General features: G+C 63.6%; 22 protein-coding genes and 1 pseudogene. 13 read left to right on the plus strand and 10 right to left on the minus strand.

Going from position 1 to position 26,242, the window contains the following annotated elements; translation table 11 throughout:
* Nucleotides 1-37: 37 nt before the first annotated feature.
* Entirely contained in the window at nucleotides 38-1,561 is a 1,524-nt protein-coding gene (locus KHO27_RS01485) for a fumarate hydratase (RefSeq protein WP_102682788.1), read from the minus strand.
* Nucleotides 1,562-1,843: 282 nt separating this feature from the next.
* Here KHO27_RS01485 and KHO27_RS01490 point away from each other — a divergent pair, with 282 nt between their 5' ends.
* Nucleotides 1,844-2,764 (plus strand): iron-sulfur-binding ferredoxin reductase, encoded by a 921-nt coding sequence (locus tag KHO27_RS01490; protein WP_214501064.1) that lies wholly within the window; start codon nucleotides 1,844-1,846, stop codon nucleotides 2,762-2,764.
* A gap of 57 nt (nucleotides 2,765-2,821) precedes the next feature.
* Here the strand turns inward: KHO27_RS01490 and pyk are convergent, their stop codons facing one another.
* Nucleotides 2,822-4,276, minus strand: coding sequence for a pyruvate kinase (pyk, locus tag KHO27_RS01495; protein WP_050703896.1), 1,455 nt, complete (start codon nucleotides 4,274-4,276; stop codon nucleotides 2,822-2,824).
* A 180-nt stretch (nucleotides 4,277-4,456) separates the two neighbouring features.
* On the opposite strand from pyk, the gene KHO27_RS01500 reads away from it, so the two are divergent.
* The 3 genes from KHO27_RS01500 (at nucleotide 4,457) to sbcB (ending at nucleotide 6,818) form a co-directional block, all read left to right on the plus strand.
* The gene (locus KHO27_RS01500; protein WP_214501065.1) at nucleotides 4,457-4,843 is read left to right on the plus strand and encodes a tetratricopeptide repeat protein; all 387 of its coding nucleotides are present in this window, start codon (nucleotides 4,457-4,459) and stop codon (nucleotides 4,841-4,843) included.
* Nucleotides 4,844-4,966: 123 nt separating this feature from the next.
* A complete protein-coding gene (locus KHO27_RS01505) occupies nucleotides 4,967-5,326 on the plus strand; it encodes a PilZ domain-containing protein (protein ID WP_046856935.1) in 360 nt (119 codons plus the stop codon).
* 61 nt (nucleotides 5,327-5,387) lie between these two features.
* Nucleotides 5,388-6,818, plus strand: coding sequence for an exodeoxyribonuclease I (gene sbcB, locus KHO27_RS01510; protein ID WP_214501066.1), 1,431 nt, complete (start codon nucleotides 5,388-5,390; stop codon nucleotides 6,816-6,818).
* A 74-nt stretch (nucleotides 6,819-6,892) separates the two neighbouring features.
* Here the strand turns inward: sbcB and mvaT are convergent, their stop codons facing one another.
* Entirely contained in the window at nucleotides 6,893-7,270 is a 378-nt protein-coding gene (gene mvaT / locus KHO27_RS01515) for a histone-like nucleoid-structuring protein MvaT (protein ID WP_028690229.1), read from the minus strand.
* Between the two features lie 299 nt (nucleotides 7,271-7,569).
* Between mvaT and purU the strand changes: the two genes are divergently transcribed.
* A complete protein-coding gene (gene purU / locus KHO27_RS01520) occupies nucleotides 7,570-8,421 on the plus strand; it encodes a formyltetrahydrofolate deformylase (RefSeq protein ID WP_046856933.1) in 852 nt (283 codons plus the stop codon).
* 154 nt (nucleotides 8,422-8,575) lie between these two features.
* Here purU and gpgF read toward each other — a convergent pair whose 3' ends face one another.
* From gpgF to KHO27_RS26465, 5 genes and pseudogenes are all read right to left on the minus strand, one after another.
* A complete protein-coding gene (gene gpgF / locus KHO27_RS01525) occupies nucleotides 8,576-9,568 on the minus strand; it encodes a glucosaminyl phosphatidylglycerol flippase (protein WP_110697623.1) in 993 nt (330 codons plus the stop codon).
* The gene (gene gpgD / locus KHO27_RS01530; RefSeq protein ID WP_139669416.1) at nucleotides 9,565-10,329 is read right to left on the minus strand and encodes an N-acetylglucosaminyl phosphatidylglycerol deacetylase; all 765 of its coding nucleotides are present in this window, start codon (nucleotides 10,327-10,329) and stop codon (nucleotides 9,565-9,567) included. Before gpgD ends, gpgF begins: the two co-directional genes overlap by 4 nt.
* Nucleotides 10,322-11,443 carry an N-acetylglucosaminyl phosphatidylglycerol synthase gene (gene gpgS, locus KHO27_RS01535; protein WP_110697627.1) on the minus strand — a complete coding sequence of 374 codons (1,122 nt, stop codon included), beginning with the start codon at nucleotides 11,441-11,443 and terminating at the stop codon, nucleotides 10,322-10,324. Before gpgS ends, gpgD begins: the two co-directional genes overlap by 8 nt.
* A 146-nt stretch (nucleotides 11,444-11,589) precedes the next feature.
* Nucleotides 11,590-12,354, minus strand: coding sequence for a methyl-accepting chemotaxis protein (locus tag KHO27_RS26460; protein ID WP_371041571.1), 765 nt, complete (start codon nucleotides 12,352-12,354; stop codon nucleotides 11,590-11,592).
* 93 nt (nucleotides 12,355-12,447) lie between these two features.
* A pseudogene (locus tag KHO27_RS26465) lies at nucleotides 12,448-13,584 on the minus strand (HAMP domain-containing protein); the annotation flags it as partial.
* Nucleotides 13,585-13,635: 51 nt separating this feature from the next.
* Between KHO27_RS26465 and KHO27_RS01545 the strand changes: the two are divergent.
* Nucleotides 13,636-15,111 (plus strand): helicase HerA-like domain-containing protein, encoded by a 1,476-nt coding sequence (locus KHO27_RS01545; protein ID WP_110697632.1) that lies wholly within the window; start codon nucleotides 13,636-13,638, stop codon nucleotides 15,109-15,111.
* Between the two features lie 101 nt (nucleotides 15,112-15,212).
* On the opposite strand, the gene KHO27_RS01550 is transcribed toward KHO27_RS01545, so the two are convergent.
* Both KHO27_RS01550 and KHO27_RS01555 read right to left on the minus strand, forming a co-directional pair.
* A complete protein-coding gene (locus KHO27_RS01550; protein WP_023629967.1) occupies nucleotides 15,213-16,685 on the minus strand; it encodes an inorganic phosphate transporter in 1,473 nt (490 codons plus the stop codon).
* Nucleotides 16,686-16,997: 312 nt separating this feature from the next.
* Nucleotides 16,998-17,198 (minus strand): hypothetical protein, encoded by a 201-nt coding sequence (locus tag KHO27_RS01555; RefSeq protein ID WP_023629966.1) that lies wholly within the window; start codon nucleotides 17,196-17,198, stop codon nucleotides 16,998-17,000.
* 568 nt (nucleotides 17,199-17,766) lie between these two features.
* Between KHO27_RS01555 and pcaR the strand changes: the two genes are divergently transcribed.
* The 7 genes from pcaR (at nucleotide 17,767) to KHO27_RS01590 (ending at nucleotide 26,233) form a co-directional block, all read left to right on the plus strand.
* Nucleotides 17,767-18,636 carry a pca regulon transcriptional regulator PcaR gene (gene pcaR / locus KHO27_RS01560; RefSeq protein WP_102682779.1) on the plus strand — a complete coding sequence of 290 codons (870 nt, stop codon included), beginning with the start codon at nucleotides 17,767-17,769 and terminating at the stop codon, nucleotides 18,634-18,636.
* Nucleotides 18,637-19,058: 422 nt separating this feature from the next.
* Nucleotides 19,059-20,405: a 4-hydroxybenzoate transporter PcaK gene (pcaK, locus tag KHO27_RS01565; RefSeq protein ID WP_214501067.1), complete on the plus strand. Its 1,347-nt coding sequence runs from the start codon at nucleotides 19,059-19,061 to the stop codon at nucleotides 20,403-20,405.
* Nucleotides 20,406-20,581: 176 nt separating this feature from the next.
* Entirely contained in the window at nucleotides 20,582-21,442 is an 861-nt protein-coding gene (locus KHO27_RS01570; protein ID WP_102682778.1) for a CoA transferase subunit A, read from the plus strand.
* Complete coding sequence (locus KHO27_RS01575; RefSeq protein WP_139669423.1) at nucleotides 21,439-22,218, plus strand: CoA-transferase subunit beta; 780 nt, start codon at nucleotides 21,439-21,441, stop codon at nucleotides 22,216-22,218. The genes KHO27_RS01570 and KHO27_RS01575 overlap by 4 nt, the downstream gene beginning before the upstream one ends.
* Nucleotides 22,215-23,420, plus strand: coding sequence for a 3-oxoadipyl-CoA thiolase (pcaF, locus tag KHO27_RS01580; RefSeq protein WP_214501953.1), 1,206 nt, complete (start codon nucleotides 22,215-22,217; stop codon nucleotides 23,418-23,420). Before KHO27_RS01575 ends, pcaF begins: the two co-directional genes overlap by 4 nt.
* A gap of 161 nt (nucleotides 23,421-23,581) precedes the next feature.
* The gene (locus KHO27_RS01585; protein ID WP_102682775.1) at nucleotides 23,582-24,871 is read left to right on the plus strand and encodes an MFS family transporter; all 1,290 of its coding nucleotides are present in this window, start codon (nucleotides 23,582-23,584) and stop codon (nucleotides 24,869-24,871) included.
* A gap of 9 nt (nucleotides 24,872-24,880) precedes the next feature.
* Nucleotides 24,881-26,233 (plus strand): 3-carboxy-cis,cis-muconate cycloisomerase, encoded by a 1,353-nt coding sequence (locus KHO27_RS01590; protein ID WP_214501068.1) that lies wholly within the window; start codon nucleotides 24,881-24,883, stop codon nucleotides 26,231-26,233.
* Nucleotides 26,234-26,242 lie beyond the last annotated feature (9 nt).

The following is a 26,242-nucleotide window of genomic DNA, read 5'->3' on the forward strand; positions in this document are numbered from 1 at the left end:
TCAAGGGAGCGGCTTATTTCCTACTGCGGTGTAGACGTTACTTTACTTCCACCGCCAGGCTTTCGGCGATCTTGCTCTGCCACAGCGCAGGGCCGGTGATGTGTACCGATTCACCCTTGCTGTCCACCGCGACCGTGACCGGCATGTCCTTCACTTCGAACTCGTAGATCGCTTCCATGCCCAGCTCGGCGAAGGCCAGGACCTTCGACTTGCGGATGGCCTGGGCCACCAGATAGGCGGCGCCGCCGACGGCCATCAGGTACACGGCCTTGTTGTCCTTGATCGCTTCGATGGCAGTCGGGCCACGTTCGGACTTGCCGATCATGCCCAGCAGGCCGGTCTGCTCGAGGATCTGCCGGGTGAACTTGTCCATGCGCGTGGCAGTGGTCGGGCCGGCAGGGCCTACCACTTCGTCACCGACCGGATCGACCGGGCCGACGTAGTAGATGAAGCGGCCTTTGAGGTCCACCGGCAGCTCTTCGCCACGGTTGAGCATCTCGACCATGCGCTTGTGCGCGGCATCGCGGCCGGTGAGCATCTTGCCGTTGAGCAGGATGGTCTCGCCCGGCTGCCAGCTGGCGACCTCTTCCGGGGTGATCGCGTCGAGGTTCACGCGGCGGGCGCTTGGGCCGGCTTCCCAGACGATTTCCGGGTAGGCGTCCAGCGACGGCGCTTCCAGCTCGGCCGGGCCGGAGCCGTCGAGCACGAAGTGGGCGTGACGGGTAGCGGCGCAGTTGGGGATCATGCACACCGGCAAGGAGGCGGCGTGGGTCGGGTAGTCCATGATCTTGACGTCGAGCACGGTGGTCAGGCCGCCCAGGCCTTGGGCGCCGATGCCCAACTGGTTGACCTTGTCGAACAGCTCCAGGCGGATCTCTTCGATGCGGTTCTGCGGGCCACGGGCTTTCAGCTCATGGATGTCGATGGATTCCATCAACACTTCCTTGGCCATCACCGCGGCTTTCTCGGCGGTGCCGCCGATGCCGATGCCCAGCATGCCAGGCGGGCACCAGCCAGCGCCCATGGTCGGGACGGTCTTGAGCACCCAGTCGACGATCGAGTCGGACGGGTTGAGCATGGCCATCTTCGACTTGTTTTCCGAGCCGCCGCCCTTGGCCGCGACATCCACCTCGACCTTGTCGCCGGGGACGATAGAGTAGTGGATCACTGCCGGAGTGTTGTCCTTGGTGTTCTTGCGGGCACCGGCCGGGTCGGCCAGGATCGAGGCGCGCAGGACGTTCTCGGGCAGGTTGTAGGCGCGGCGCACACCTTCGTTGATCATGTCGTCGACGCTCAGGGTGGCGCCGTCCCAGCGCACGTCCATGCCGACGCGCACGAACACGGTGACAATGCCGGTGTCCTGGCAGATCGGGCGGTGGCCGGTGGCGCACATGCGCGAGTTGATCAGGATCTGGGCGATCGAGTCACGCGCGGCAGGCGACTCTTCACGCAGGTAGGCCTCGTGCATCGCCTGGATGAAGTCGACGGGGTGGTAGTACGAGATGAATTGCAGGGCGTCGGCGACGCTCTGAATCAGGTCGTCTTGCTTGATCACGGTCATGCAGCGCGCTCCTCTTAAAGACGGGAACATTCGAAAAGGCATTCCGACAGTGCACACCTGTATGTCAGGAACGCCTGGCAAGGCACCGGCTGGTCGGGCCGGCACAAAAAAGGCGCGGCAGTATACCGTGCCCCCGTCTTCGGAAACACCTGCATGTGGTCTGGACCAAGGTCGGCAGGGAAGGGGCATCCTTTTTGCTGATGACATGCGATGCTGTGGCCTCGGGAGCGCTTCGTGCTTCAGCGCCCCCAGAAAACCTTGAATCGAATGAGAAACCTGACCATGCCCGAACTTTGCGTGGGCGAGCGCCAATGGGCAGTGCCAAGCGGCAGCAATCTACTGGATGCCCTCAACGAGGCAGGCCTGAATGTGCCCTACAGCTGCCGCGCCGGCAGTTGCCACGCCTGCCTGGTGCGCTGCCTCGATGGCCTGCCCGTGGATGCCAGGCCCGCGGCCCTGAGTGCGACCCAGCGCGACGAGGGCTGGCGCCTGGCCTGCCAGTGCTCGGTGGCCGGCGACCTGCGGGTGGCGCTGTTCGACCCGCTGCAGGATGGCCGGCCGGCCACGGTGGTTGCACTGGATTGGTTCGGCGATGTGCTGCGCCTGCGCCTGCGCCCAGGCCGGACGCTGCGCTACCAGGCTGGCCAGCACCTGGTGCTGTGGTGCGGCGACGTGGCCCGCCCCTACTCGCTGGCGAGCCTGCCGGGAGAGGATGAGGCGCTGGAGTTTCACCTGGATTGCAGTCGCCCCGGCGTGTTTTGCGACAGGGCCCGGCAGTTGCACGTAGGCGATGCATTGAGGCTGGGCGAGCTGCGCGGCGGGGCGCTGCACTACGACCCTGACTGGCAGGCGCGGCCCTTGTGGCTGCTGGCGGCGGGCACCGGGCTGGCACCCTTGTGGGGCATCCTGCGCGAGGCGCTGCGCCAGGGGCATCAGGGCGAGATTCGGCTGCTGCATGTGGCGCGCACGCCAGCCGGGCACTACCTGGCGGAGGCGTTGCAGGCGCTGGAAGGGGTGAGCGTGGAGTTGGTTCTGGCCGAGCAGTTGGATGAGGCGTTGGCCGGTTTGCGCCTGGCGTCGCGCCAGACGATGGTATTGCTGTGCGGGGCGCCGGGGAGTGTCGAGCGGTTCGCCCGTCGACTGTTCATTGCCGGGGTACCGCGGAATCAGGTATTGGCGGATGTTTTCAGCGAACACGCCTGAGGCCTGAAAGCATCGCGGGGCAAGTCGGGTCGCCCCGCGATGGCTTTTGCTGGCAGATCAGCCGACCAGCGGATCACCGACATGCAGGATCTTCATGCCGTTGGTGCCACCGATGGTGTGGTAGCTGTCACCCTTGGTCAGGATGACCCAGTCGCCTTGCTCTACGAGGCCGCGCTTAAGCAGCTCGTCGACCGCCGCCTGGCTGACCTTGTCGGCCGGCAGCGAGGCCGGGTCGAAGGCAATCGGGTAGACGCCGCGGAACATGTTGGCACGGGCCTGGGTAGCACGGTGCGGCGACAGGGCGAAGATCGGCACGTGCGAACGCAGGCGCGACATGATCAGCGGGGTGTAGCCACTTTCGGTGAGGGCGATGATCGCCTTGACGCCGGGGAAGTGGTTGGCGGTGTACATCGCCGCCAGGGCGATGGACTCGTCGCAGCGCTCGAAGGTGGTGTGCAGGCGGTGGCTGGACTTCTGGCTGGTCGGGTGCTTCTCGGCGCCCGAGCAGATACGGGCCATGGCCTGTACGGCTTCGATCGGGTAGGCACCGGCGGCGCTTTCGGCCGACAGCATCACCGCATCGGTGTTGTCGAGCACGGCGTTGGCCACGTCGGACACTTCGGCGCGGGTCGGCATCGGGTTCTGGATCATCGACTCCATCATCTGGGTCGCCACGATCACCGCTTTGTTGTTGCGGCGGGCGTGCTGGATGATCTTCTTCTGGATGGCGATCAACTCGGCATCGCCGATTTCCACGCCCAGGTCGCCACGGGCAACCATGACTGCGTCGGAAGCGAGGATCAACTGGTCGAGAGTCTCGTCGTCGGCGACCGCTTCGGCGCGTTCGATCTTGGCCACTAGCCAGGCGCTGCCGCCGGCTTCGTCACGCAGCTTGCGCGCGTATTCCATGTCGCTGGCGTCACGCGGGAACGACACGGCCAGGTAGTCCAGGTCCATTTCCGCAGCCAGCTTGATGTCGGCCTTGTCTTTTTCGGTCAGGGCCGGCGCGGTCAGGCCGCCACCTTTGCGGTTGATGCCTTTGTGGTCGGACAGCGGGCCACCGATGATCACCACGCAGTGCAGGGCATCGGCGGTGGCGGTTTCGACGCGCATGACCACGCGGCCGTCGTCGAGCAGCAGTTCGTCACCGACGCCGCAGTCCTTGACCAGGTCGGGGTAGTCGATGCCGACGATGTCCTGATTGCCTTCGGTGAGCGGGTGGGCAGTGGAAAAGGTGAACTTGTCACCGACTTTCAGTTCGATGCGCTTGTTGGCGAACTTGGCGATGCGGATCTTCGGACCCTGCAGGTCCCCCAGCAGCGCGACGTGACGGCCGTTCTTGGCGGCGATGTCGCGGATCAGGCGGGCGCGGGCCTTGTGCTCGTCCGGGGTGCCGTGGGAGAAGTTCAGGCGTGCCACGTCAAGGCCGGCGAGGATCAGCTGTTCGATCACTTCCGGCGAGTTGCTGGCGGGGCCAAGGGTGGCGACGATTTTGGTACGGCGGATGGTCATGCACAGACTCCTATAGTGAAGCGCAGCGAAAGGCTACTCCTCAATTGCGTTGTAGTCATTGTTCCGTTGCACTACCTGTACGGTTGCGAGGGTGGCGTTTGAACGGTCGCGGTATGCTTGCAAAAGGCTGTGAAGATTTGCCGTGAAAGGCCGATACACTGCCATCAAAGGAGAATTCCCATGCGCACCCTGATCGTTTTGACCATGGCGGCCAGTGTCGTCGGCTGCACCCGCTGGTCCATGGACCACCACCTGAACAATGCCTATCGCGCCTATGACCGTGGTGACTGTGCAAAGGTGATGCTGGAGCTGTCGCAGGTCGACCGCACCAGCCGTGCCCGGCCGTTCATCCACCCGGAAGTATCGCTGCTGCGTGGCCAGTGCCTGGAGCGCCAGAAGCTCTACGTCGACGCGGCGCAGACCTACCAGTACCTGATCCAGCAGTACCCGCGCAACGAATACGCCTACCGCGCGCAGGCGCGCCTGCAGACGCTGGAGAAGCTCGGCCACCTGCGTGGCGGCGAAGCGGCGGTGGCCAGCCCGGTGAACACTACACCTTGGCGTTAATCCCAAGGTGTCGATGATTTCATGTAGTCCGTCCGTCGGACTGGGCTAATCTGTTGGAGAGTTGTAACGATCATCGCCAGTACCTTGTCTTCCTGGCTCCAGGTACAGGACTTCACTGCGATCATGTTTATCGAGCGACATATAGAGCGTCATCAACTGCCTTGCGTGCTCAAGGTCTTCAACCGCTGCACCGACCAGCAGATCGGCTATCTGGGCAATGCTTCCGAAGACGGCCTGATGCTGATCAGCCAGTTGCCGGTGCTGGTGGGGCCGGACTTCGAGCTGCAACTGCGTGTTCCCCTTGCCGGCGGTGGCCTGCAGTTCATCAACCTGACCGCCAGTTGCCTGTGGTGCCGCGAAGATGAAACGCCCGGGCATTTCGATGCCGGTTTCATGTTGTTGCAAGCGCCGCAGGAATACGACGGCTTTGTCCGCTCGCTGCGCGATTTCTTCAGCTTCCGGCCCATGAACGCCTCTGCGTAAGGCTGGCCCAGCCCTCGCGCGTGCCGTTAGACTCTGGTCGACCTTGTTACAGGAAGACCCCGTGAGCTCCAGCATCTTCTGGCACGACTACGAAACCACCGGCATCAATCCACGCTGCGACCGCCCCCTGCAGGTGGCCGGCGTGCGCACCGACCTCGATCTCAACGAGATCGAGGCGCCGATCAGCCTCTATTGCCAGCCCTCCGACGATATCCTGCCGCACCCGGCGGCTTGCCTGGTGACCGGCATCACTCCACAGCAGCTGGCCAGCCAGGGGCTGTGCGAGGCCGAATTCATGACGCGCATCCATGCGCAACTGGCCCGGCCTGGCACGTGTGGCGCCGGCTACAACACGTTGCGCTTCGACGATGAGGTCACCCGCTACAGCCTCTACCGCAACTTCTTCGACCCCTATGCCCGTGAATGGCAGGGGGGCAACAGCCGCTGGGACTTGATCGATGTGGTGCGTACTGCCTATGCGCTGCGCCCCGAGGGCATCGTCTGGCCGCAGCAGGATGGGCGCACCAGCTTGCGTCTGGAGCTGTTGAGCAAGGCCAATGGCATCGACCATGGCCATGCCCACGAAGCGCTTTCCGACGTGCGGGCGACCATTGCCCTGGCCCGGTTGATTCGGGACCGGCAGCCCAGGTTGTATGACTGGTTGTTCCAGTTGCGCAGCAAGCACAAGGTCATGGAGCAGATCCGCCTATTGCAGCCCCTGGTACATGTATCCGGACGTTTCTCGGCGCAGCGCAACTATATCGGTGTGGTGTTGCCATTGGCCTGGCACCCGCGTAATCGCAACGCGCTGATAGTCTGCGACTTGCAACAGGATAATTCGCCGCTGCTCGAGGAGAGTGCGCAAGCATTGCGTGAGCGTTTGTACACGCGGCACGAAGATATGGCCGAGGGCGAACTACCGGTACCGCTGAAGTTGGTGCATATCAATCGGTGCCCGGTGCTGGCGCCGCTATCGGTACTGCGCCCGGCCGATCAACAACGGTTGGGGCTTGAATTGTCGGTGTTGCAGGCACACGCGCAGCAGTTGGCCAACCAGCAAAGTGTTTGGCGAGACAAGCTGGGCATCATCTATCAGGAAGAGGGCTTTGCACCCAGTGAAGACCCGGAGCAACAGTTGTATGACGGTTTCCTCGGTGACCGCGACAAACGCCTGAGCGAGCAAGTGCGGTGTACCGATCCGGCGCAATTGGCCAAGGGGCAGTGGATGTTCGATGATCCGCGCCTGCCGGAATTGTTGTTCCGCTATCGGGCGCGAAACTTTTCCGACACCCTTGATGAACAAGAGCGCGCACGTTGGCATGCGTTCTGTCAGCAACGTCTTACAGACCCTGCCTTTGGTGCGCCGAACACCCTGGCCGATTTCGAGCTGGCATGCCAAAGCAGCCTGCTAGACGCCAGCGAGGCGGGGCGCCAGGTACTGGAAGCCTGGCAGGGCCATATCCGACAACTGAAAGTGCAATACCAGCTTTGAAATGTGCAGATAAACAAAAACGCCGGCAACTGCCGGCGTTTTCATGTTGAAACCAATGCGCCCGTTTAAGCGTATCAGTCCAGCAGGGTGGCCCAGCTTTCGACGACGTCGCCGCCCCACTTGGCTTTCCACTCTTTCAGGGTCTTGTGGTTGCCACCCTTGGTTTCAATAACCTCGCCGTTGTGCGGGTTCTTGTATTGCTTGACCTTGCGTGCACGTTTGGTGCCGGTGGTCTTGACTGCGCCACGCGGCGCCTTGCTCAGTTTGCTTTCCGGATCGAGCAGCGCGATCACGTCACGCAGCGATTTACCGTTTTCGGCCATCAGCTCGCGCAGCTTCTTTTCGAACTCCAGCTCTTTTTGCAGTTTGCCGTCTTGCGACAGGTTGGCCAGACGGGCCTGAAGTTCCTTGATAGCTTCTTCGGTAGCGCGGTACTCGTTGATCAGGGACATGGTGTGTTCCTTAGTGCATGTTCAGAGAGAGACAGTGGGGCAATAATAGACAGACGATACTCTCAAGTAAACAATTTAAAATTGAAGACTCAATTAATAGTAGGGCATGACTTCACAGTCATTAGGTTAAGAAAAATTTACAAATTGCCTTGGGCAATGCCGATCACCCCTTAGGGAAAATGGGAATGGCCCTGTGTGATCGAGCCCCCCAGGCAAGGCGCTCTGGTAAAGATGATTACTGCGTTTTCCCCGGCAGGCCGCTAGAATACGCGCCTTTGCGAAGTTCTGGAGTCTCTCTCATGCGCACCTATCGACTGGTGATTGCTTGCCCCGACCGTGTCGGCATCGTGGCGAAAGTCAGTAATTTCCTGGCCCTCTACAATGGCTGGATCAACGAAGCCAGCCACCATTCCGACGAGCAGAGCGGTTGGTTCTTCATGCGCCATGAGATTCGCGCCGAGTCCCTGCCGTTCGGTATCGAAGCTTTCCGCGAGGCGTTCGCGCCGATCGCCGAAGAGTTCTCCATGACCTGGCGGATCACCGATTCGGCACAGAAGAAGCGCGTGGTGTTGATGGCCAGCCGCGAGTCGCACTGCCTGGCAGACCTGCTGCACCGTTGGCACACCGACGAGCTGGATTGCGAGATCCCGTGTGTGATCTCCAACCACAACGACCTGCGCAGCATGGTCGAATGGCACGGCATTCCATTTCATCATGTGCCGGTCGATCCGAAGGACAAGCAGCCGGCGTTCGCCGAGGTATCGCGCCTGGTCGAGGAGTGCGGTGCCGATGCCGTGGTGCTGGCGCGCTACATGCAGATCCTGCCGCCGCAGCTGTGCCAGGCATACGCGGAAAAGGTCATCAACATCCACCACAGCTTCCTGCCGTCGTTCGTCGGCGCCAAGCCTTATCATCAGGCGGCGCTGCGTGGGGTGAAACTGATCGGCGCGACCTGCCACTACGTGACCGAGGAGCTCGACGCCGGCCCCATCATCGAGCAGGACGTGGTACGGGTCAGCCATGCCGACAGCATCGAGGACATGGTCCGCTTCGGCCGCGACGTGGAGAAGATGGTCCTGGCCCGTGGCCTGCGCTATCACCTGGAAGACCGCGTGCTGGTGCACGGCAACAAGACCGTGGTGTTCAACTGAGTCGAGGGCCGGTGCATGGCGGATCCACGTGACAAGGCCGGCGCCTCGGCGCCAGCGACCTTGGGCGAGGGTTGCCTGGCCCGCTTCGATCCCGAGGCCCTGAGCGACGAAGACGGCACTGAGTTCCCTGGTGCTGTCGAACTCTGGGGGCGGCTCAACCCGTCTGTCGGCGCCGACGATCCAGCAATGGCCGCGCCAGCAGATATAGAAACACCGGCCCCCCCGCCAACAGATAGAAATAGTAGGTAACCGCGCGCCAGATCAGAATGGCCGCGGCTGCCGTCGAACTGCCCACCAGCGGTGACAGCAAGGTCGCCGAAGTCAGCTCCGCCGCGCCGGCGCCGCCCGGCAGCAGGCTGAACTGCCCCGCGCTGAGCGACAGCATCTGCACCAGGAAGCTCGGAATCCATGCCAGCTCCACGCCCAATCCGCGCAATACCAGGTACAGCACGCTATAGCGCAGGCACCAGTGCGCGCAGGTCAGGCAGAACACCGCAGCCAGTGTGCACCGTGGCATGCGCCAGGTATCGCCCAGGGCATGGATGAAACGCAGCACTTTGCGTGCCCAGCGTCGCCGCCGTGCCGCTGACATGCCCAGGCGCCGCAACAGCCGGCCATTGCCGCGCATCACCCCGCGTCGATAACGCAGCAGCAGGACGATCCCCGCCAGCGCGGTGCACAAGAGCAACGCGCTGCCCATCAACATTTGCGTTTGGCTGTGGCCGAGCCTGTGGAACAGGGCGTACGCGGCTATCGCCAGCATGGCGCAGAAGAAGAACAGCAGGTCGCTCAACTGGTCCATGGCGAACACCGCGCCGCTAAGCGAAGGCGCGATACGCTCGCGTTTCAGAAGGGTCATCAGCGTCAGTGGGCCTCCCGTACCGCCAGGAGTGGTACAGATGGCGAACTCGGTGGCCATGACTACTCCCAGGCTGCGGAGCCGGCCCACCCGGGCGCCCTGTTCGCCGAGCAGCAGGCGCAGGCGCAGGGCATTGAGCGTCCAGCACAGCAAGATCATGCCCAGCAGCAGCGCCATCAGGCCGGGGGCGAAGGATTGCAGGCGTGGGAGCAAATCGCGGCCGCCCAGCAGGGCGGGCACTGACACTGCCAGCAGCAATGCCAGGCCTAGCCAGCCCAGGCGACTCATGGCGCGGCCTGGCGCTCCAACCAGGCCGACTTGGTCAGTGGCTCACGTCCCTGCGCCAGCAATTGGTGCAAGGTCTCGAGCCAGTAATTGCGTGAGCTGGCGTGGCGCATGTCCACCGGATGCAGGCCCAGGCGCAGAGTGTCGGCCTCGCGCCAGCGCCGGCACTGCCAGTCACTGACGACCTTGGACAACCCTCGTCTCCAGGCGCTGCGCGCACTCCATACCAGCCCCGGGGCATCAAAGGCGGTGAAGTCCGGCAACCGGTACAGGTGCCTTGGGGTGCTGGTGTAGCGCAGCGGCAGCTGGCGCAGCGCCTGGCGCGTGCCTTCGCTCATCAGCCAGGCGGGGGCGACGAACCCCGCCACTGGCCAGCCTTGTTGCCCGAACAACGCCAGCCCGGCTTGCAGGCGCTGAAGTGCGCTGGCCTGTTCCAGGCCGTGGAACTCACCTTCGTGGGTGTAGATCCGGCGCATGAAATATTCGCGCGGCCCGCGAGGCGCCGGACCGTCGTCGGCATGGTAGTAGCCGTGCAGGGCCAGTTCGTCGCCACGGGCCAGGCGTCGGTCTAGCAGGCGACAGAAGGTGGGCGAATGCGTGAGCGGATTGCGGTGGTGGAAATCCGGCACCACCAGCCAGGTCATGGGCACGTCCCCCAAGTCATCGATCGCCTGGACGAAGGGCTGGTAGTCCGGCCAGGTTTCCGGCGCCACGTCGTGCAGCACCAGCATCAGGCTGCGTCGGGTGGAGGCGGGCTCAGCCATGGGCGCGCACCGGTAGCGGGTGGCCCAGCACCGCCTGATAATGCTGGAGCAGGCCACTGACCACGTTGTCCCAGCTGTAATGGCGTTCCACGTGGCGACGCGCCTGGCTGCCAAGCTGGCGCACGCCGTGGTCGAAGACTTCGCGCACGGCGGCGGCCATGGCGCGGCCGTCGTTAGGTGGGCACAGGTGGCCGCACTGTTCGTTGACGATTTCGCCGAAGGCGCCAGCGTGCACGGCCACCACGGGCGTGGCACTGGCCATGGCCTCGAGAATGACCAGGCCGAAGGTTTCCTGGTCGCCGGCATGCACCAGCAGGTCGGCGCTGGCCAGTAGCCGAGCGACTTCATCGGGGGGGCAGAAGTGGTCGATCACGCTGACATTGTCTGGCACCCCGATCGGCATGTTCGAGCCCACCAAAAGCAGGTGATAGGGCTGTCCGAGTGCCTGCATGCAGTCGAGCAGTACCGGCAGGTTCTTTTCCCGCGAGCCACGGCCGGCAAACACCAGTAGTCGACTGGTATCGGCGATGCCCAGTTCGCGACGCAGGCCGGGGTCGCGCTTGTCAGGGTGAAATTGCATCAGGTCCACCCCCAAGCGTTGCACATGCACATTCTCGACCCCCAGCCTGCGCAGCTTGTCGGCCATCACCTGGCTGGGCGCGAGTACCCGGTCGAAATGTCCGTAGAGCTTGCTGACATAGGCCTCGACATTGGGGGTGAACCAATTGCCCATGCGGTTGCTCACCAGCAGCGGCAGGTCGGAGTGATAGAAGCCGATCACCGGGACATCGAGCTTGCGCCGCGCTTCCAGGGCCGCCCAGGCGGTGAGGTAGGGGTCGCCGACTTCGATAAGGTCGGGTTGCAGACGACGCAGCTCCTTGCACCAAGGGGCCAGGCGCACCGGGAAACGGTAGCCGTTGCCGAAGGGCAGGGGCGGCGCGGGAACATGGTAGACGCCATTGGTCTGGCTGGCGCTGGCGCCGGGAATCAACAGGCTGTGGCGAACGCCGGACATGGCGTCGAGGCGGTGGTGTTTGGCATCAAGATAGGTTCTTACCCCGCCGCTGGCCGGGGCGTAGAACATGGTGATGTCGGCGATGTGCACGATCAGCATCCCTCCGGGATCGTCCTCGGGTGTGTCACCAGGCGGCACTGGGCCGACGATGACGCGCCTTAGGGTTGACCTACTTGAAGGATAGTTTGTTCGATCGAGGTTTGGCGCGGCCCGCTCCCACTGCAAAAGTGGGAGCGGGCGCAGGGTCAGATGCGGAAGCTGCCGACCAAGTGCTTGAGGCGACCGGCCTGCTGTTCCAGGTCCGAACAGGCGCGCAGGGTGGCCTGCAGGTTCTCGACGCCTTCCTGGTTGAGCATGTTGATCTCGTTGATATCCATGTTGATCGAGTCGACCACGGCGGTCTGCTCTTCGGTGGCGGTGGCCACCGACTGGTTCATGCCGTCGATCTCGCCGATACGCTGGGTGACGCTGCCCAGGCGCTCGCCGGCCTGGTTGGCGATGTCCATGCTGTCCTGGCTGTGACGCTGGCTCTGGCCCATGGTGTCGACCGACTCGCGAGCGCCAACCTGCAGCTCTTCGATCATGGTCTGCACCTGTTGCGCCGACTCCTGGGTGCGGTGCGCCAGATTGCGTACCTCGTCGGCGACCACGGCGAAGCCCCGGCCGGCCTCACCGGCGCGTGCCGCCTCGATGGCGGCATTGAGGGCGAGCAGGTTGGTCTGCTGGGAAATGCTGGTGATCACCTCGAGGATCTGGCCGATGTTCACGGTCTTGTTGTTGAGCGTCTCGATATGCTCGCTGGAGGTGACGATCAGGTCCGAAAGGCGGTTCATCGCATCGATGTTGCGCTGCACCACCTGCTGGCCTTCCTCGGCCAGCAGCCGCGCGGAGCTGGCATGCTGCGAGGCCTGGGCGGCATTGCCGGCGATCTCCTGGGCGGCGGCACCGAGCTGGTTGATGGCGGCGGCGACGCTGTTGGTGCGATTGGACTGCTCGTCGGAGTTGGCCATCGACGAGTTCGAGGCGCTGATCACGCGCAGCGCCACTTCGTTGACCTGCTCGGTGGCCGATGACACCTCGCGGATCGAACCGTGGATGCGTTCGACGAAGCGGTTGAAAGCGGTGCCGAGAATGCCGAATTCGTCGTGGTTGTGAATTTCCAGGCGGCGGGTCAGGTCGCCTTCGCCTTCGGCGATGTTCGACATGGCGCGGGTCATGGTGTGCAGTGGCTGCATCAGCACGCGGATCAACAGCCCGAGCAGGGCGATGATGATCACCACCGCCACCACTGTGGCAATCACTGCCGAGGTGCGGAAGGTGCTGAGCATCGAAAATGCCTTGTCCTTGTCCACCGACAGGCCGATGTACCAGTTGGCCGATGGCAGGCCTTTGACCGGGGTGAAGGTCAGCAGGCGGGTTTCGCCATTGAGGGTGACTTCGGTCAGGTCGCGGGACAGGCGAGGGGTGTTCTGCGGGAACAGGTCTGTCAGCGATTTCATCACCAGGTTCTTGTCCGGGTGCACCAGGATCTTGCCCTGGTCGTTGACCAGGAAGGCATAGCCCATGCCGCCGAAGTTCAGCGAGTTGATGATCTCCACCAGGCCGTCGAGGGCCAGGTCGCCGCCGACCACGCCAACCGAGCGCGACGCGGTGCTGATGATCGAGATGACCATCTTGTTGGTGGCCATGTCGATGTAGGGCTCGGTGAGGATCGGGCCGCTGGCGTTCAGGCCGTCCTTGTACCACGGGCGCACGCGCGGATCGTAGCCGTCAGGCATCTTGGTGTCGGGGCGCACGGTGAAGGTGCCGTCGGGCTGGCCCAGGTAGATTGTCAGGAAGCTTGAGGTGAGCGCGCTCTGGCCCAGCAGGGTGCCGGTGTTCTGTGGGAACTGGGCGAGGTTCTGGGCGACGTTGTCGACCAGTTTGATGCGCCCTTCGAATAGGTTGCGGATGTTGGTGGAGGTGGACTCGCCCATCTCGGCCAGGTAGTTCTCCAGGTCTTCGCGAATGGCGTTACGCTGGAGATAGTCGTTGTACAGGGTGAACAGGCTGAAGGCGAGTATCACGATCAGTGATGCCGCCAGAAGAATCTTGTGGCTGAAACGAAGGCTTTTGTTCATAACGTGATCGTGTCCGCTAAGGTTTTTATCGGGTCGTTCGCACAAAGCACGGCTGGAAAACAGTGCAACAAGTCCCGTGGGTCCTTTTCGGGTTGTTACTGTCTTTCTGGTAAGAATCATTTTGAAATATCGGCTGTCACGCGGCAGAACTTGAGCAGGGGATGAAAGAAGATGTCAGATTCCTTACGAATGGTTGTAGGAGCGGGGCCGGATGGTCAGCCGGTATCCCAGGCCATGCGCCTGGCCAACCGGCATGGCCTGGTGGCCGGAGCCACGGGCACCGGCAAGACGGTGACCCTGCAGCACCTCGCCGAGCTGTTCAGTGACGCCGGGGTGGCGGTATTCGCCGCGGATGTCAAGGGCGACCTGTGTGGCCTCGGTACGGCGGGCGCGCCGCAGGGCAAGGTCGCCGAGCGGATCGCTGGCATGCCGTGGCTGAATCACACGCCCCGGGGCTACCCGGTGAGCCTGTGGGATGTCGCGGGGCAATCGGGGCACCCCCTGCGCACCACGATGAGTGAAATGGGGCCGCTGTTGCTGGGCAACCTGCTGGAGCTCACCGACAGCCAGCAGGCTGCCTTGTATGCGGCGTTCAAGGTGGCCGACCGGGAGGGCTTGCTGCTGCTCGACCTGAAGGACCTCAAGGCCCTGCTAGCGCACCTCAAGGACAACCCACAATTGCTGGGCGAGGACAGCGCGTTGATGACCAGCGCTTCCACACAGGCGCTCTTGCGCCGGCTGGCGACCCTGGAGCAACAAGGGGCCGAGGCATTGTTCGGCGAACCGGCGCTGCAGCTCGAAGATCTGCTGCGCCCGGAGGGCGACGGGCGCGGCCGCATCCACCTGCTCGATGCCAGCCGTCTGGTGCATGACGCTCCCAAGGTCTATGCGACGTTCCTGTTGTGGTTGCTGGCTGAACTGTTCGAGCAATTGCCGGAGCGCGGCGATGCCGACAAGCCCGTGCTTGCGCTGTTCTTCGATGAGGCGCATCTGCTGTTCAATGGTACGCCCAAAGCGTTGCAGGACCGCCTGGAGCAGGTGGTGCGGCTGATCCGCTCCAAGGGCGTGGGGGTGTACTTCGTCACCCAGTCGCCGGGAGATCTGCCGGATGCGGTGTTGGCTCAGTTGGGGTTGCGTATCCAGCATGGCCTGCGCGCCTTCACCGCCAAGGAGCAGAAATCATTGCGTGCCGTGGCTGATGGTTTCCGGCCGAACCCGGCGTTCGACAGCCTGGCGGTGCTCACTGAGCTCGGTATCGGCGAAGCCTTGGTTGGCACCCTGGAGGAGAAGGGCACGCCAGCCATGGTTCAGCGGGTGTTGATCGCGCCGCCACAGTCGCGGATCGGACCCTTGAGCGCGGCTGAGCGCAGTGCGCTGATCGCGGCGTCACCGCTGGCGGGGCGTTATGACAAACCGATCGATCGTGAATCGGCCTATGAAATGCTCACGCAGCGCAAGGGTGAGCCTGTGGAGCCAGTACCCCAGGCCAAGGCCGAGGAAGACAGCTTCGCCGACAAGGCCGGCGAGTTCTTGCAGAGCGCGGCGGGGCAGGCGATCAAGTCGGCGGTGCGCCAGGCGGCCAATCAGCTGGGGCGCCAGTTGGTGCGTGGGTTGATGGGGTCGCTGTTGGGTGGGAAGAAACGTTAAACCTCAATGGGCCTATCGCGGGACAAATCGCATCGGCGTACCGCCGCTCCCACGAAAAAGGCGCCCTGCAAGGGGCGCCTTTTTCAGTACTGCATCAGCACTCAGCTAATGGCCTTGGTGGCCAGCCAGAACAGGCCGGCCGCCAGGCCCATCGACGCCGGCAGGGTGAGTACCCAGGCCAGCAGGATGGTCTTCACGGTGCCGCCCTGCAGGCCGCTCTTGTTGGCGACCATGGTACCGGCGACACCAGACGACAGCACGTGGGTGGTGGACACCGGCAGGCTGAACACGTTGGCCATGCCGATGGCGCAGGCCGCGGTGATCTGGGCCGACATGCCCTGGGCATAGGTCATGCCCTGCTTGCCGATCTTCTCGCCAACGGTCAGCACCACGCGTTTCCAGCCGACCATGGTGCCCAGGCCCAAGGCCAGGGCGACAGCGACGATCACCCAGAACGGGGCGTATTCGGTGGTGGCGGTCAGGTCCTTGCGCAGTTTATCCAGGTCAGCCTTTTCGCGAGGCTCCAGGCCTGGCAGCTTGCCGACCTTCTTCGCCGTGTCGTCCAGGCACAGCAGGTAGCGGCGCACTTCGACGCGCTTCTCGGCGCTCAGGGCGCGATAGTCGGTCACACCGGCGAGCGACGATTGCAGCGCGGCGATGGTCGGCTCGGTCTGCTGCGGATTGCAGCTGAACTGCTCCGGCAGGTCACTGGCCTGCGCCTTGCCCAGTGCCAGGAACTCGCCCAGGGTGGCGGCGTTGCGCTGGTAGAACTGGCTCAGGTGCAAGGTGGCATCACGGGTACGCTCGATCTGGTAGGTGGTGCTGTTCAGGTCGAGGACGAACTTGGCCGGCACGATACCGATCAGTACCAGCATGATCAGGCCGATGCCTTTCTGGCCATCGTTGGAGCCGTGCACGAAGCTCACGCCCATGGCCGAGATCACCAGCACCAGGCGGTTCCAGAACGGCGGGTGCTTCTTGTCGTCGAGCTTGCGGCGCTGGTCAGGGGTCTTGTGCATCTTCGACAGCGGGCGCCACCATTTCAGGCCAATCAGCACCAGGGCTGCGACAGCAAAGCCGGCCATTGGCGAGAGCACCAGGGACATGGCGATATCGATGGCCTTCTGCCAGTTGACGCCGTCACCCAGCGGAATGTCGCTGAGCAGGGCGTTGGCCAGGCCGACGCCGAGGATCGAGCCGATCAGGGTGTGCGAGCTGGAGGCCGGAATGCCGAAGTACCAGGTGCCCAGGTTCCAGGTGATGGCGGCGGCCAGCAACGAGAAGACCATGGCCAGGCCGTGGCCGGTGTTCACATTGATCAGCAGTTCGACCGGCAGCAGGTGGACGATGGCATAGGCCACCCCGACACCACCGAGCAGAACGCCGAGGAAGTTGAACACGCCAGAGAAGAACACGGCGAGGTGCGGTGGCATGGCCTTGGTATAGATGACGGTGGCTACCGCGTTGGCGGTGTCATGAAAGCCATTGATGAACTCGAAGGCGAGCACGAAGGTCAGAGCGAGCGTCAAGCTCACGATAACCCAGGCATCCAGTCCGCTGAATAAATCGATCATGAAGGTTGTCTGGCGGTCTTAGGGGGGGCGGATTATGCCAGAAAACCATGGCAATCGATGCACCTGCCGCTGACCGATGGCAGGAGAATGCCGGCATGGCACGAGCACCCACGTGCCGGGTAATCGCAAAAAAACGCCGTTAAAAATCGATAAAATTCAGAAAAATCAGCTGTTTGAGGTAATTTTTACTGGTCTTGCGCAATTAAAACGACTGTATGAAATTTGTGTGATTCCATTTCATATCATAGGTTTTCGCCGGCATGCTTCGCCGCAAACCCTTCCTGGGTGATGGCGCATTGGCACTGATCGGCTTCAATTGTCGTCGCTGCGCAGCTCCTTTTCGATCTTCTCGATTTCCTGGGCGAACGCCTGGTCGAGAACGCTGGCACGCTTACGCCAGGGTTTGCGTTCCGGGTCGGGTTGTGCGGCATACGTGGTGACTTCACCACCGTAAACATCCTTGTAACGTTCAGCCTGGCGCTCGAGTTCCGCGCGCAGTTCTTCTTTCGTCACAGTAATACCTGAATAGGTTGAAGTGGGGCGTCAGCCTTTAAATACACACGCAGAATGCGGATATGTCGGCAAGCCGAACAATTCATTGCACCGAAAAGGCAATGCATGAGTTGGCAAGCTGCTGTGCAGCGCACGGCAAGCCACTGTAAAGACAGGGGCTGGCAGTCGCAAGGCAACGAAAGTGCGTCGATTGGATCCGTTAAACGGTGCTTGCAATCAACACCGGCAATTATAGCAATCGCCCGGTTGAAGGCTATCGTTCTTTACCTGCAACTGACAATAGACCTGAAGTTTATTGTGCAGTCTATAAAACCTTTGTCGTGCCGGCATTCAAAAGGTTCAAGCCGATGTGCCAAGCAAGTTCGCCGTCTACTGTCAGAAATGAAAACGGCCTCGCTGAGGGGCGAGGCCGTTGCCTGGGACTTCTACGGTGGGTACCTGACCAGTCTCTCCAAAGAAGCCACATGTGGCAGGGGAAAGGTATAAGTAAAAGTGTCAGCGGTCAATTGCGATTATCGGCCGTTCGTTCGATAATCGCACGAGGTAGCGATTTTTTTGAGGCATGTCCATGAGCGAAGAAACCAGCGGCCAGTCAGCCAACGAGCCCGCACGCAGTACCAGCCCCACCCTGGCACCCCCGATCGTGGCGTCGGCTGCCAAGCGTATCCAGGCATTCACCGGTGACCCTGACTTCATGACTTCCCTGGCCCGTGGCCTGGCGGTGATCCAGGCCTTCCAGGAGCGCAAGCGCCACCTGACCATCGCCCAGATCAGCCATAGAACGGAGATTCCGCGGGCCGCGGTGCGGCGCTGCCTGCATACCCTGATGAAGCTGGGTTACGCGACCACTGACGGGCGTACCTATTCGCTGTTGCCCAAAGTGTTGACCCTTGGTCATGCCTACCTGTCATCCACACCATTGGCGGTGTCGGCCCAGCCTTACCTGGATCGCATCAGCGACCAGCTCCACGAAGCGGCCAACATGGCCACATTGGAAGGCGATGACATCCTTTATATTGCGCGCTCCGCCACGGTCGAACGGCTGATCTCGGTGGACCTCTCGGTCGGTGGGCGTTTGCCGGCCTATTGCACTTCGATGGGCCGTATCCTGCTGGCGGCACTGGACGATGCCAGCCTGCACGAATACCTGGAACGCGCCGACCTCAAGGCCCGTACCAGCCGTACCCTGCATGACCCGGCCTCGTTGTTCGCGTGTATCCAGCAGGTGCGTGAGCAGGGCTGGTGCGTGGTGGATCAGGAACTGGAGCAAGGCTTGCGTTCGATTGCCGTGCCGATCTATGACGCGTCGGGTCAAGTGCTGGCGGCGCTGAATGTCAGTACCCATGTCGGCCGCGTCAGCCGCGGGGAACTGGAGCAGCGTTTCCTGCCGATCCTGCTGGCGGCCAGCAGGGACTTGTGCCATCAGCTATTTGGCTGAGCCCGCCGGGGCGCGTTGCGCCCCATTGCCGGCAAGCCGGCTCCCACACCGACCGTGCTCAGCTGGCTTGCCAGCGATGAGGCGATTACGAACAACACAAGACAGTTGCTCATACGCGGAAACGTTGAACACGCCATACCGTTTCCTGTTCGATAAACGCACAGTGTCGCTCTCGACGAATTGCGCCGCCCACGCCCGCTGATTAATGTCTGTCGCACCTGTCGGCTGCGCCGACCGGATAATAACAACAGGCCCGAGGGCATCCCCATGACCACTGTCCCTTCGCTGTCGCGGTCGCACCCGCACCCGCGCACGGTGCTGCTGCACTCCGGCTGAGCACGGCCGACCTATCCGCTGTTTTCTGTTCCAGTGCATCCGCCCTGCGCGGTAGCCTGCCTGCGCCCAACTCCCGGATAACAATAATGAACAAGCCACAATCCGCTGTCGGCAACTGCCTCGACGTCCAATCCTTCATCAATGCCCAGCCGCTGTCCCGTTATCAATGGCGGGTGGTGATCCTGTGTTTCCTGATCGTCTTCCTCGACGGCCTGGACACCGCCGCGATGGGCTTCATCGCCCCGGCGCTGTCTCAGGAATGGGGCATCGACCGGGCCAGCCTCGGCCCGGTGATGAGCGCCGCGCTGATCGGCATGGTGTTCGGCGCCCTCGGCTCCGGCCCGCTGGCCGACCGCTTCGGACGCAAGGGCGTGCTGGTGGGCGCGGTATTGGTGTTCGGTGGCTTCAGTCTGGCCTCGGCCTACGCGAGCAATGTCGACCAATTGCTGGTGTTGCGCTTTCTGACCGGCCTGGGCCTCGGGGCCGGCATGCCCAATGCCACCACCTTGTTGTCGGAATACACTCCGGAGCGCCTCAAGTCGCTGCTGGTGACCAGCATGTTCTGTGGCTTCAACCTGGGCATGGCCGGCGGCGGTTTCATTTCGGCCAAGCTGATCCCGGCATATGGCTGGCACAGCCTGCTGGTGATCGGCGGTGTCCTGCCACTGCTGCTGGCAGTGGTGCTCTTGGCCTGGTTGCCGGAGTCGGCGCGGTTCCTTGTGGTGCGCAACCGCGGGGCCGACAAGGTGCGCAAGACCCTGGCGCCGATCAATCCTGAACAGGTAGCCCAGGCATCGACCTTCAGCGTGCCGGAACAGAAGGCGGTGGCGGCGCGCAACGTGTTTGCGGTGATCTTCTCGGGTACCTATGGCCTGGGCACCGTATTGCTGTGGCTGACCTATTTCATGGGCCTGGTGATCGTCTACCTGCTGACCAGCTGGCTGCCGACACTGATGCGAGACAGCGGCGCAAGCATGGAGCAGGCCGCCTTTATCGGCGCATTGTTCCAGTTTGGTGGGGTGCTGAGCGCGGTGGCAGTGGGTTGGGCCATGGACCGCTTCAACCCGCACAAGGTGATCGGCATTTTCTACCTGCTGGCAGGCGTGTTCGCTTACGCCGTTGGGCAGAGCCTGGGCAACATCACCCTGCTGGGGATCCTGGTGCTCGTCGCTGGCATGTGCGTGAACGGCGCGCAATCAGCCATGCCGTCGTTGGCGGCCAGGTTCTATCCAACTCAGGGGCGTGCCACCGGGGTGTCGTGGATGCTTGGCATCGGCCGCTTCGGCGCGATTCTCGGTGCCTGGAGCGGGGCGACGCTGCTCGGGCTGGGATGGACGTTCGAGCAGGTGCTGACAGCGCTGCTGGTGCCGGCGGCATTGGCGACCGTGGGGGTGGTGGTGAAGGGGTTGGTCAGCCACGCGGACGCAACCTGAGGTCGACCGGCATCACTTAGGTCCTATAAATAGTTGCTGACAAATTGTTCGATAATCGCACGAAAGTGCGATTATCGGATTGTAACTGCCCCCTCCGTCTCCTTAATCTGAGCCCATCGCAGCGATGCATCGGCCCGCTGCTCACTGACCCGACTCGACCTGACCAGGAGTCTCCAATGGCAGCAATCCTCTCGCTTCACGAGGCCGTGAAGCAGTTCATCCAGGATGGCGACAGTGTCGCCCTCGAAGGTTTCACCCACCTGATCCCGACCGCGGCCGGCCACGAGATCATCCGCCAGGGCAAGCGCGACCTGACCCTGGTGCGCATGACCCCGGACCTGATCTACGACCAGCTGATCGGCGCCGGTTGCGCGCGCAAATTGATCTTCTCCTGGGGCGGCAACCCGGGCGTGGGCTCGCTGCATCGCCTGCGCGACGCGGTGGAGAAACAGTGGCCCCACGCGATCGAGATCGAGGAGCACAGCCACGCCGACCTGGCCAACGCCTATGTCGCCGGTGCCTCCGGCCTGCCATTCGCGGTGCTGCGGGCCTACGCCGGTTCCGATCTGCCAAAGGTCAACCCGCTGATCAAGTCCGTCACTTGCCCATTCACTGGTGAAGTACTTGCCGCGGTACCGTCCGTGCGCCCGGACGTCACCGTGATCCATGCGCAGAAGGCCGATCGCAAGGGCAATGTGTTGCTGTGGGGCATCCTCGGTGTGCAGAAGGAAGCGGCGCTGGCAGCCAAGCGCTGCATCGTCACCGTCGAGGAGATCGTCGATGACCTGCAGGCGCCGATGAATGCCTGTGTGCTGCCCACATGGGCCCTCAGCGCGGTATGCCTGGTGCCTGGCGGCGCCCACCCTTCATACGCCCACGGCTACTACGAGCGCGACAACCGCTTCTACCAGGCCTGGGACCCGATTGCCCGCAACCGTGAGTCGTTCACCGCCTGGGTCGACACCTATATCCGTGGCACCGCCGACTTCACCGAATTCCAGGCCAGGCTGGCCAGCACCGCGGAGGCCGCGCAATGAGCTACTCCACTTCCGAAATGATGACCGTCGCCGCCGCCCGTCGCCTGCGCAATGGCGCCGTCTGCTTCGTCGGCATCGGCCTGCCTTCCAAGGCCGCCAACCTGGCGCGCCTGACCTCGTCGCCCGACGTGGTGTTGATCTACGAGTCCGGTCCGATCGGTGCCAAGCCCAGCGTGCTGCCGTTGTCCATCGGTGACGGCGAGCTGGCCGAGACCGCCGACACCGTGGTGCCTACCGGTGAGATCTTCCGTTACTGGCTGCAGGGTGGGCGCATCGATGTAGGGTTCCTCGGCGCTGCCCAGGTTGACCGCTTCGGCAATATCAACACCACCGTGGTCGGTGACTACCACGCGCCGAAGACCCGGCTGCCAGGTGCCGGCGGCGCCCCGGAGATCGCCGGTTCCGCCAAGCAGGTGCTGATCATCCTCAAGCAGTCGCCGCGGGCCTTCGTCGACAAGCTCGACTTCATCACCTCGGTGGGGCATGGCGAAGGCGGCGATTCACGTCAGCGCCTGGGGCTGCCGGGTGAAGGTCCGGTCGGCATCATCACCGACCTGTGCATCATGGAGCCGGAGGCGGGTACCCATGAGTTCGTGGTCACCTCGATCCACCCAGGCGTGACCCGCGAGCAGATCATCGCTGCCACTGGCTGGGCGATCCGCTTCGCCGACGACGTGCGGCAAACCACGGCTCCGAGCGAGGTAGAACTGTCCGCCCTGCGCGACCTCGAAGCGCGCACCGCCGCCGCCCATGGCCAGACGGCAGGAGAAGCCTGATGCGAGACGTCTTTATCTGCGACGCTGTGCGTACTCCTATCGGCCGTTTCGGCGGGGCCTTGGCCTGCGTGCGCGCCGACGACCTGGCGGCAGTGCCGCTCAAGGCGCTGATCGAGCGCAACCCGGATGTGCAATGGGATCAGCTCGACGAAGTGTTCTTCGGCTGTGCCAACCAGGCCGGCGAGGACAACCGTAACGTGGCGCGCATGGCGCTGTTGCTGGCCGGCTTGCCGCACAGCGTCCCAGGCGTGACTCTCAACCGCCTGTGCGCCTCGGGCATGGACGCCATTGGCAGCGCCTTCCGGGCCATCGCCAGCGGCGAGATGGAGCTGGCGATTGCCGGTGGCGTCGAGTCGATGTCCCGCGCACCGTTCGTGATGGGCAAGGCCGAGAGCGGCTACTCGCGCAACATGAAGCTCGAGGACACCACCATCGGCTGGCGCTTCATCAATCCGTTGATGAAGGCCCAGTTCGGTGTGGACTCGATGCCCGAGACCGCCGACAACGTCGCCGATGATTACCAGGTATCGCGTGCCGACCAGGATGCCTTCGCCCTGCGCAGCCAGCAGAAGGCTGCCGCCGCGCAGGCCGCCGGCTTTTTCGCCGAGGAAATCGTCCCGGTGCGTATCCAGCACCGCAAGGGTGAGACGGTGGTCGAGCACGACGAACATTTGCGCCCGCAGACCACGCTGGAGGCGCTGGGCAAGCTCAAGCCGGTCAACGGCCCGGACAAGACCGTTACCGCTGGCAACGCCTCGGGTGTCAACGACGGTGCCGCCGCGCTGATTCTGGCTTCGGCCGAGGCGGTGAAGACGCACGGTCTGACCCCACGTGCCCGGGTGCTGGGCATGGCCAGCGCTGGTGTGGCGCCACGGGTGATGGGTATCGGCCCGGTGCCCGCGGTGCGCAAGCTGACCGAGCGCCTTGGCATTGCCGTGGCCGACTTCGATGTCATCGAACTCAATGAAGCCTTTGCCAGCCAGGGCCTGGCAGTGCTGCGCGAGCTGGGTGTGGCAGACGATGCATCGCAGGTGAACCCCAATGGTGGCGCAATTGCCCTGGGGCATCCGCTGGGCATGAGCGGGGCACGTCTGGTGCTGACGGCGTTACATCAGTTGGAGAAGAGCGGTGGGCGCAAGGGCCTGGCGACCATGTGCGTGGGCGTTGGGCAGGGGTTGGCGTTGGCCATAGAAAGGATCTGATCCTTTGGAACCCTCCGCTCGCACGAGCATGCCTGCCAGGCAGCGTGGGAGCGGCCTTGCCCCGCGATGAGGCCGGTAGCCATGACGCACGGGCAAGGCGGAACGAGTGTGTAACCAGGTATGTCTAGAATTACCTGTGACCCTCCAGGAGCAAACGCACCATGACCTCAACCTATTACACCGGCGAAGAACGCAGCAAGCGTATCTTCGCCATCGTCGGCGCCTCGTCGGGCAACCTGGTGGAATGGTTCGACTTCTATGTCTACGCCTTCTGCGCCATCTATTTCGCCCCGGCTTTCTTCCCCTCCGACGACCCCACGGTGCAGTTGCTCAACACCGCCGGCGTGTTCGCCGCGGGCTTCCTGATGCGCCCCATCGGTGGCTGGATCTTCGGCCGCCTGGCCGACCGTCACGGGCGCAAGAACTCGCTGATGATCTCGGTGCTGATGATGTGCGGCGGCTCGCTGATCATCGCCTGCCTGCCCACCTACGCCAGCATCGGCACCTGGGCGCCAGCGCTGCTGCTCCTGGCGCGGCTGATCCAGGGGCTGTCGGTGGGCGGTGAGTACGGCACCACCGCCACCTACATGAGTGAAGTGGCGCTGCGTGGCCAGCGCGGTTTCTTCGCCTCGTTCCAGTACGTCACCCTGATCGGCGGCCAGTTGCTGGCGGTGCTGGTGGTGGTGATCCTGCAACAACTGCTCACCGAGGACGAACTGCGCGCCTATGGCTGGCGCATCCCGTTCGTGGTCGGTGCCATTGCCGCGTTGATCTCGCTGATGCTGCGCCGTTCGCTGAAGGAGACCAGCAGCGCAGAGACCCGCCAGGACAAGGATGCCGGTAGCATCAGCGGGCTGTTTCGCAATCACGCCGCCGCGTTCATCACCGTACTGGGCTACACCGCCGGCGGTTCGCTGATCTTCTATACCTTCACCACCTACATGCAGAAGTACCTGGTCAACACCGCCGGCATGAATGCCAAGAGTGCCAGTTTCGTCATGACCGGCGCGCTGTTCCTGTTCATGATCCTGCAGCCGCTGTTCGGCATGCTCTCCGACCGCATCGGCCGGCGTAACTCGATGCTGCTGTTCGGCGCCCTGGGGACGCTCTTCACCGTACCCTTGCTGATGGCGCTGAAGACCGTGACCAGCCCGTTCATGGCCTTCGTGCTGGTAAGCCTGGCCTTGTGCATCGTCAGCTTCTACACCTCCATCAGCGGCCTGGTGAAGGCCGAGATGTTTCCGCCACAGGTTCGCGCATTGGGCGTGGGGCTGGCCTACGCCGTGGCCAACGCGGTGTTCGGCGGCTCGGCCGAATACGTGGCACTGGGCTTGAAAACCTTGGGCATGGAGAACACCTTCTACTGGTACGTAACCGCCATGATGGCGGTGGCCTTCCTGTTCAGCCTGCGCCTGCCGAAGCAGGCGGCGTACCTGCACCACGATCACTAAGGACGTTGCATGAGCAACCAACTGTTCGACGCCTACTTTACCGCCCCGGCCATGCGCGAGGTTTTCTCCGACCGGGGCCGGTTGCAGGGCATGCTCGACTTCGAGGCGGCCCTGGCCCGCGCCGAGGCGGCCGCCGGGCTGGTGCCGCACACGGCGGTGACTGCCATCGAGGCGGCCTGCAAGGCCGAGCGCTACGATGCCCGGGCGCTGGCCGACGCCATCGCGGTGGCCGGCAATTCGGCGATCCCGCTGGTCAAGGCCCTGGGCAAGGTGGTCGCCAGTGGCGTACCCGAGGCCGAGCGCTACGTGCACCTGGGCGCCACCAGCCAGGATGCGATGGACAGCGGCCTGGTGCTGCAACTGCGCGAGGCGCTGGGGTTGCTCGAAAACGATCTCGGCAAGCTGGCCGACACCCTGGCGCATCAGGCATTGCAGCATGCCGACACGCCGCTGGTGGGGCGGACCTGGTTGCAGCATGCCACGCCGGTGACGCTGGGCATGAAGCTGGCCGGTGTGCTCGGCGCCCTCACTCGCCATCGCCAACGCCTCAAGGAACTGCGCCCGCGCCTGCTGGTGCTGCAGTTCGGTGGCGCTTCCGGCAGCCTGGCGGCGTTGGGCAGCAAAGCGCTGCCGGTGGCCGAGGCCCTGGCCGCGCAACTGAAGCTGTCCTTGCCCGAACAGCCGTGGCACACCCAGCGTGACCGCCTGGTGGAGTTTGCCTCGGTGCTGGGCCTGGTCGCCGGCAGCCTGGGCAAGTTCGGCCGTGACGTCAGCCTGCTGATGCAGACCGAGGCGGGCGAGTTGTTCGAACCCGCCGCGCCGGGCAAGGGCGGGTCCTCGACCATGCCGCACAAGCGCAATCCGGTCGGGGCGGCGGTGTTGATCAGCGCCGCCACCCGTGTGCCTGGGCTGCTCTCGACCTTGTTCAGCGCGATGCCCCAGGAGCACGAACGCAGCCTTGGCCTGTGGCATGCCGAGTGGGAAACCCTGCCGGAGATCTGCTGCCTGGTCTCCGGTGCCCTGCGCCAGGCCCAGGTGATCGCCGAGGGCATGGAGGTGGACGCCGAACGCATGCGCCGCAACCTCGACCTCACCCAGGGCCTGGTGCTGGCCGAGGCGGTCAGTATTGTCCTCGCCCAGCGCCTGGGCCGCGACCGTGCCCATCACCTGCTGGAGCAGTGCTGCCAGCGCGCCGTGGCCGAAGGGCGCCATCTGCGCGCAGTGCTTGGTGATGAGCCGCAGGTCAACGCCGAGTTGTCCGGCGAGGAGCTCGACCGCCTGCTCGACCCCACCCATTACCTGGGCCAGGCCCGCGTCTGGGTGGCGCGCGCGGTGGCCGAACATCAACGTTTCACTGCCTGAAAGGAGACC

Origin of the sequence: Pseudomonas sp. RC3H12 (assembly GCF_018596375.1) — a bacterium.
Taxonomy (GTDB): domain Bacteria; phylum Pseudomonadota; class Gammaproteobacteria; order Pseudomonadales; family Pseudomonadaceae; genus Aquipseudomonas.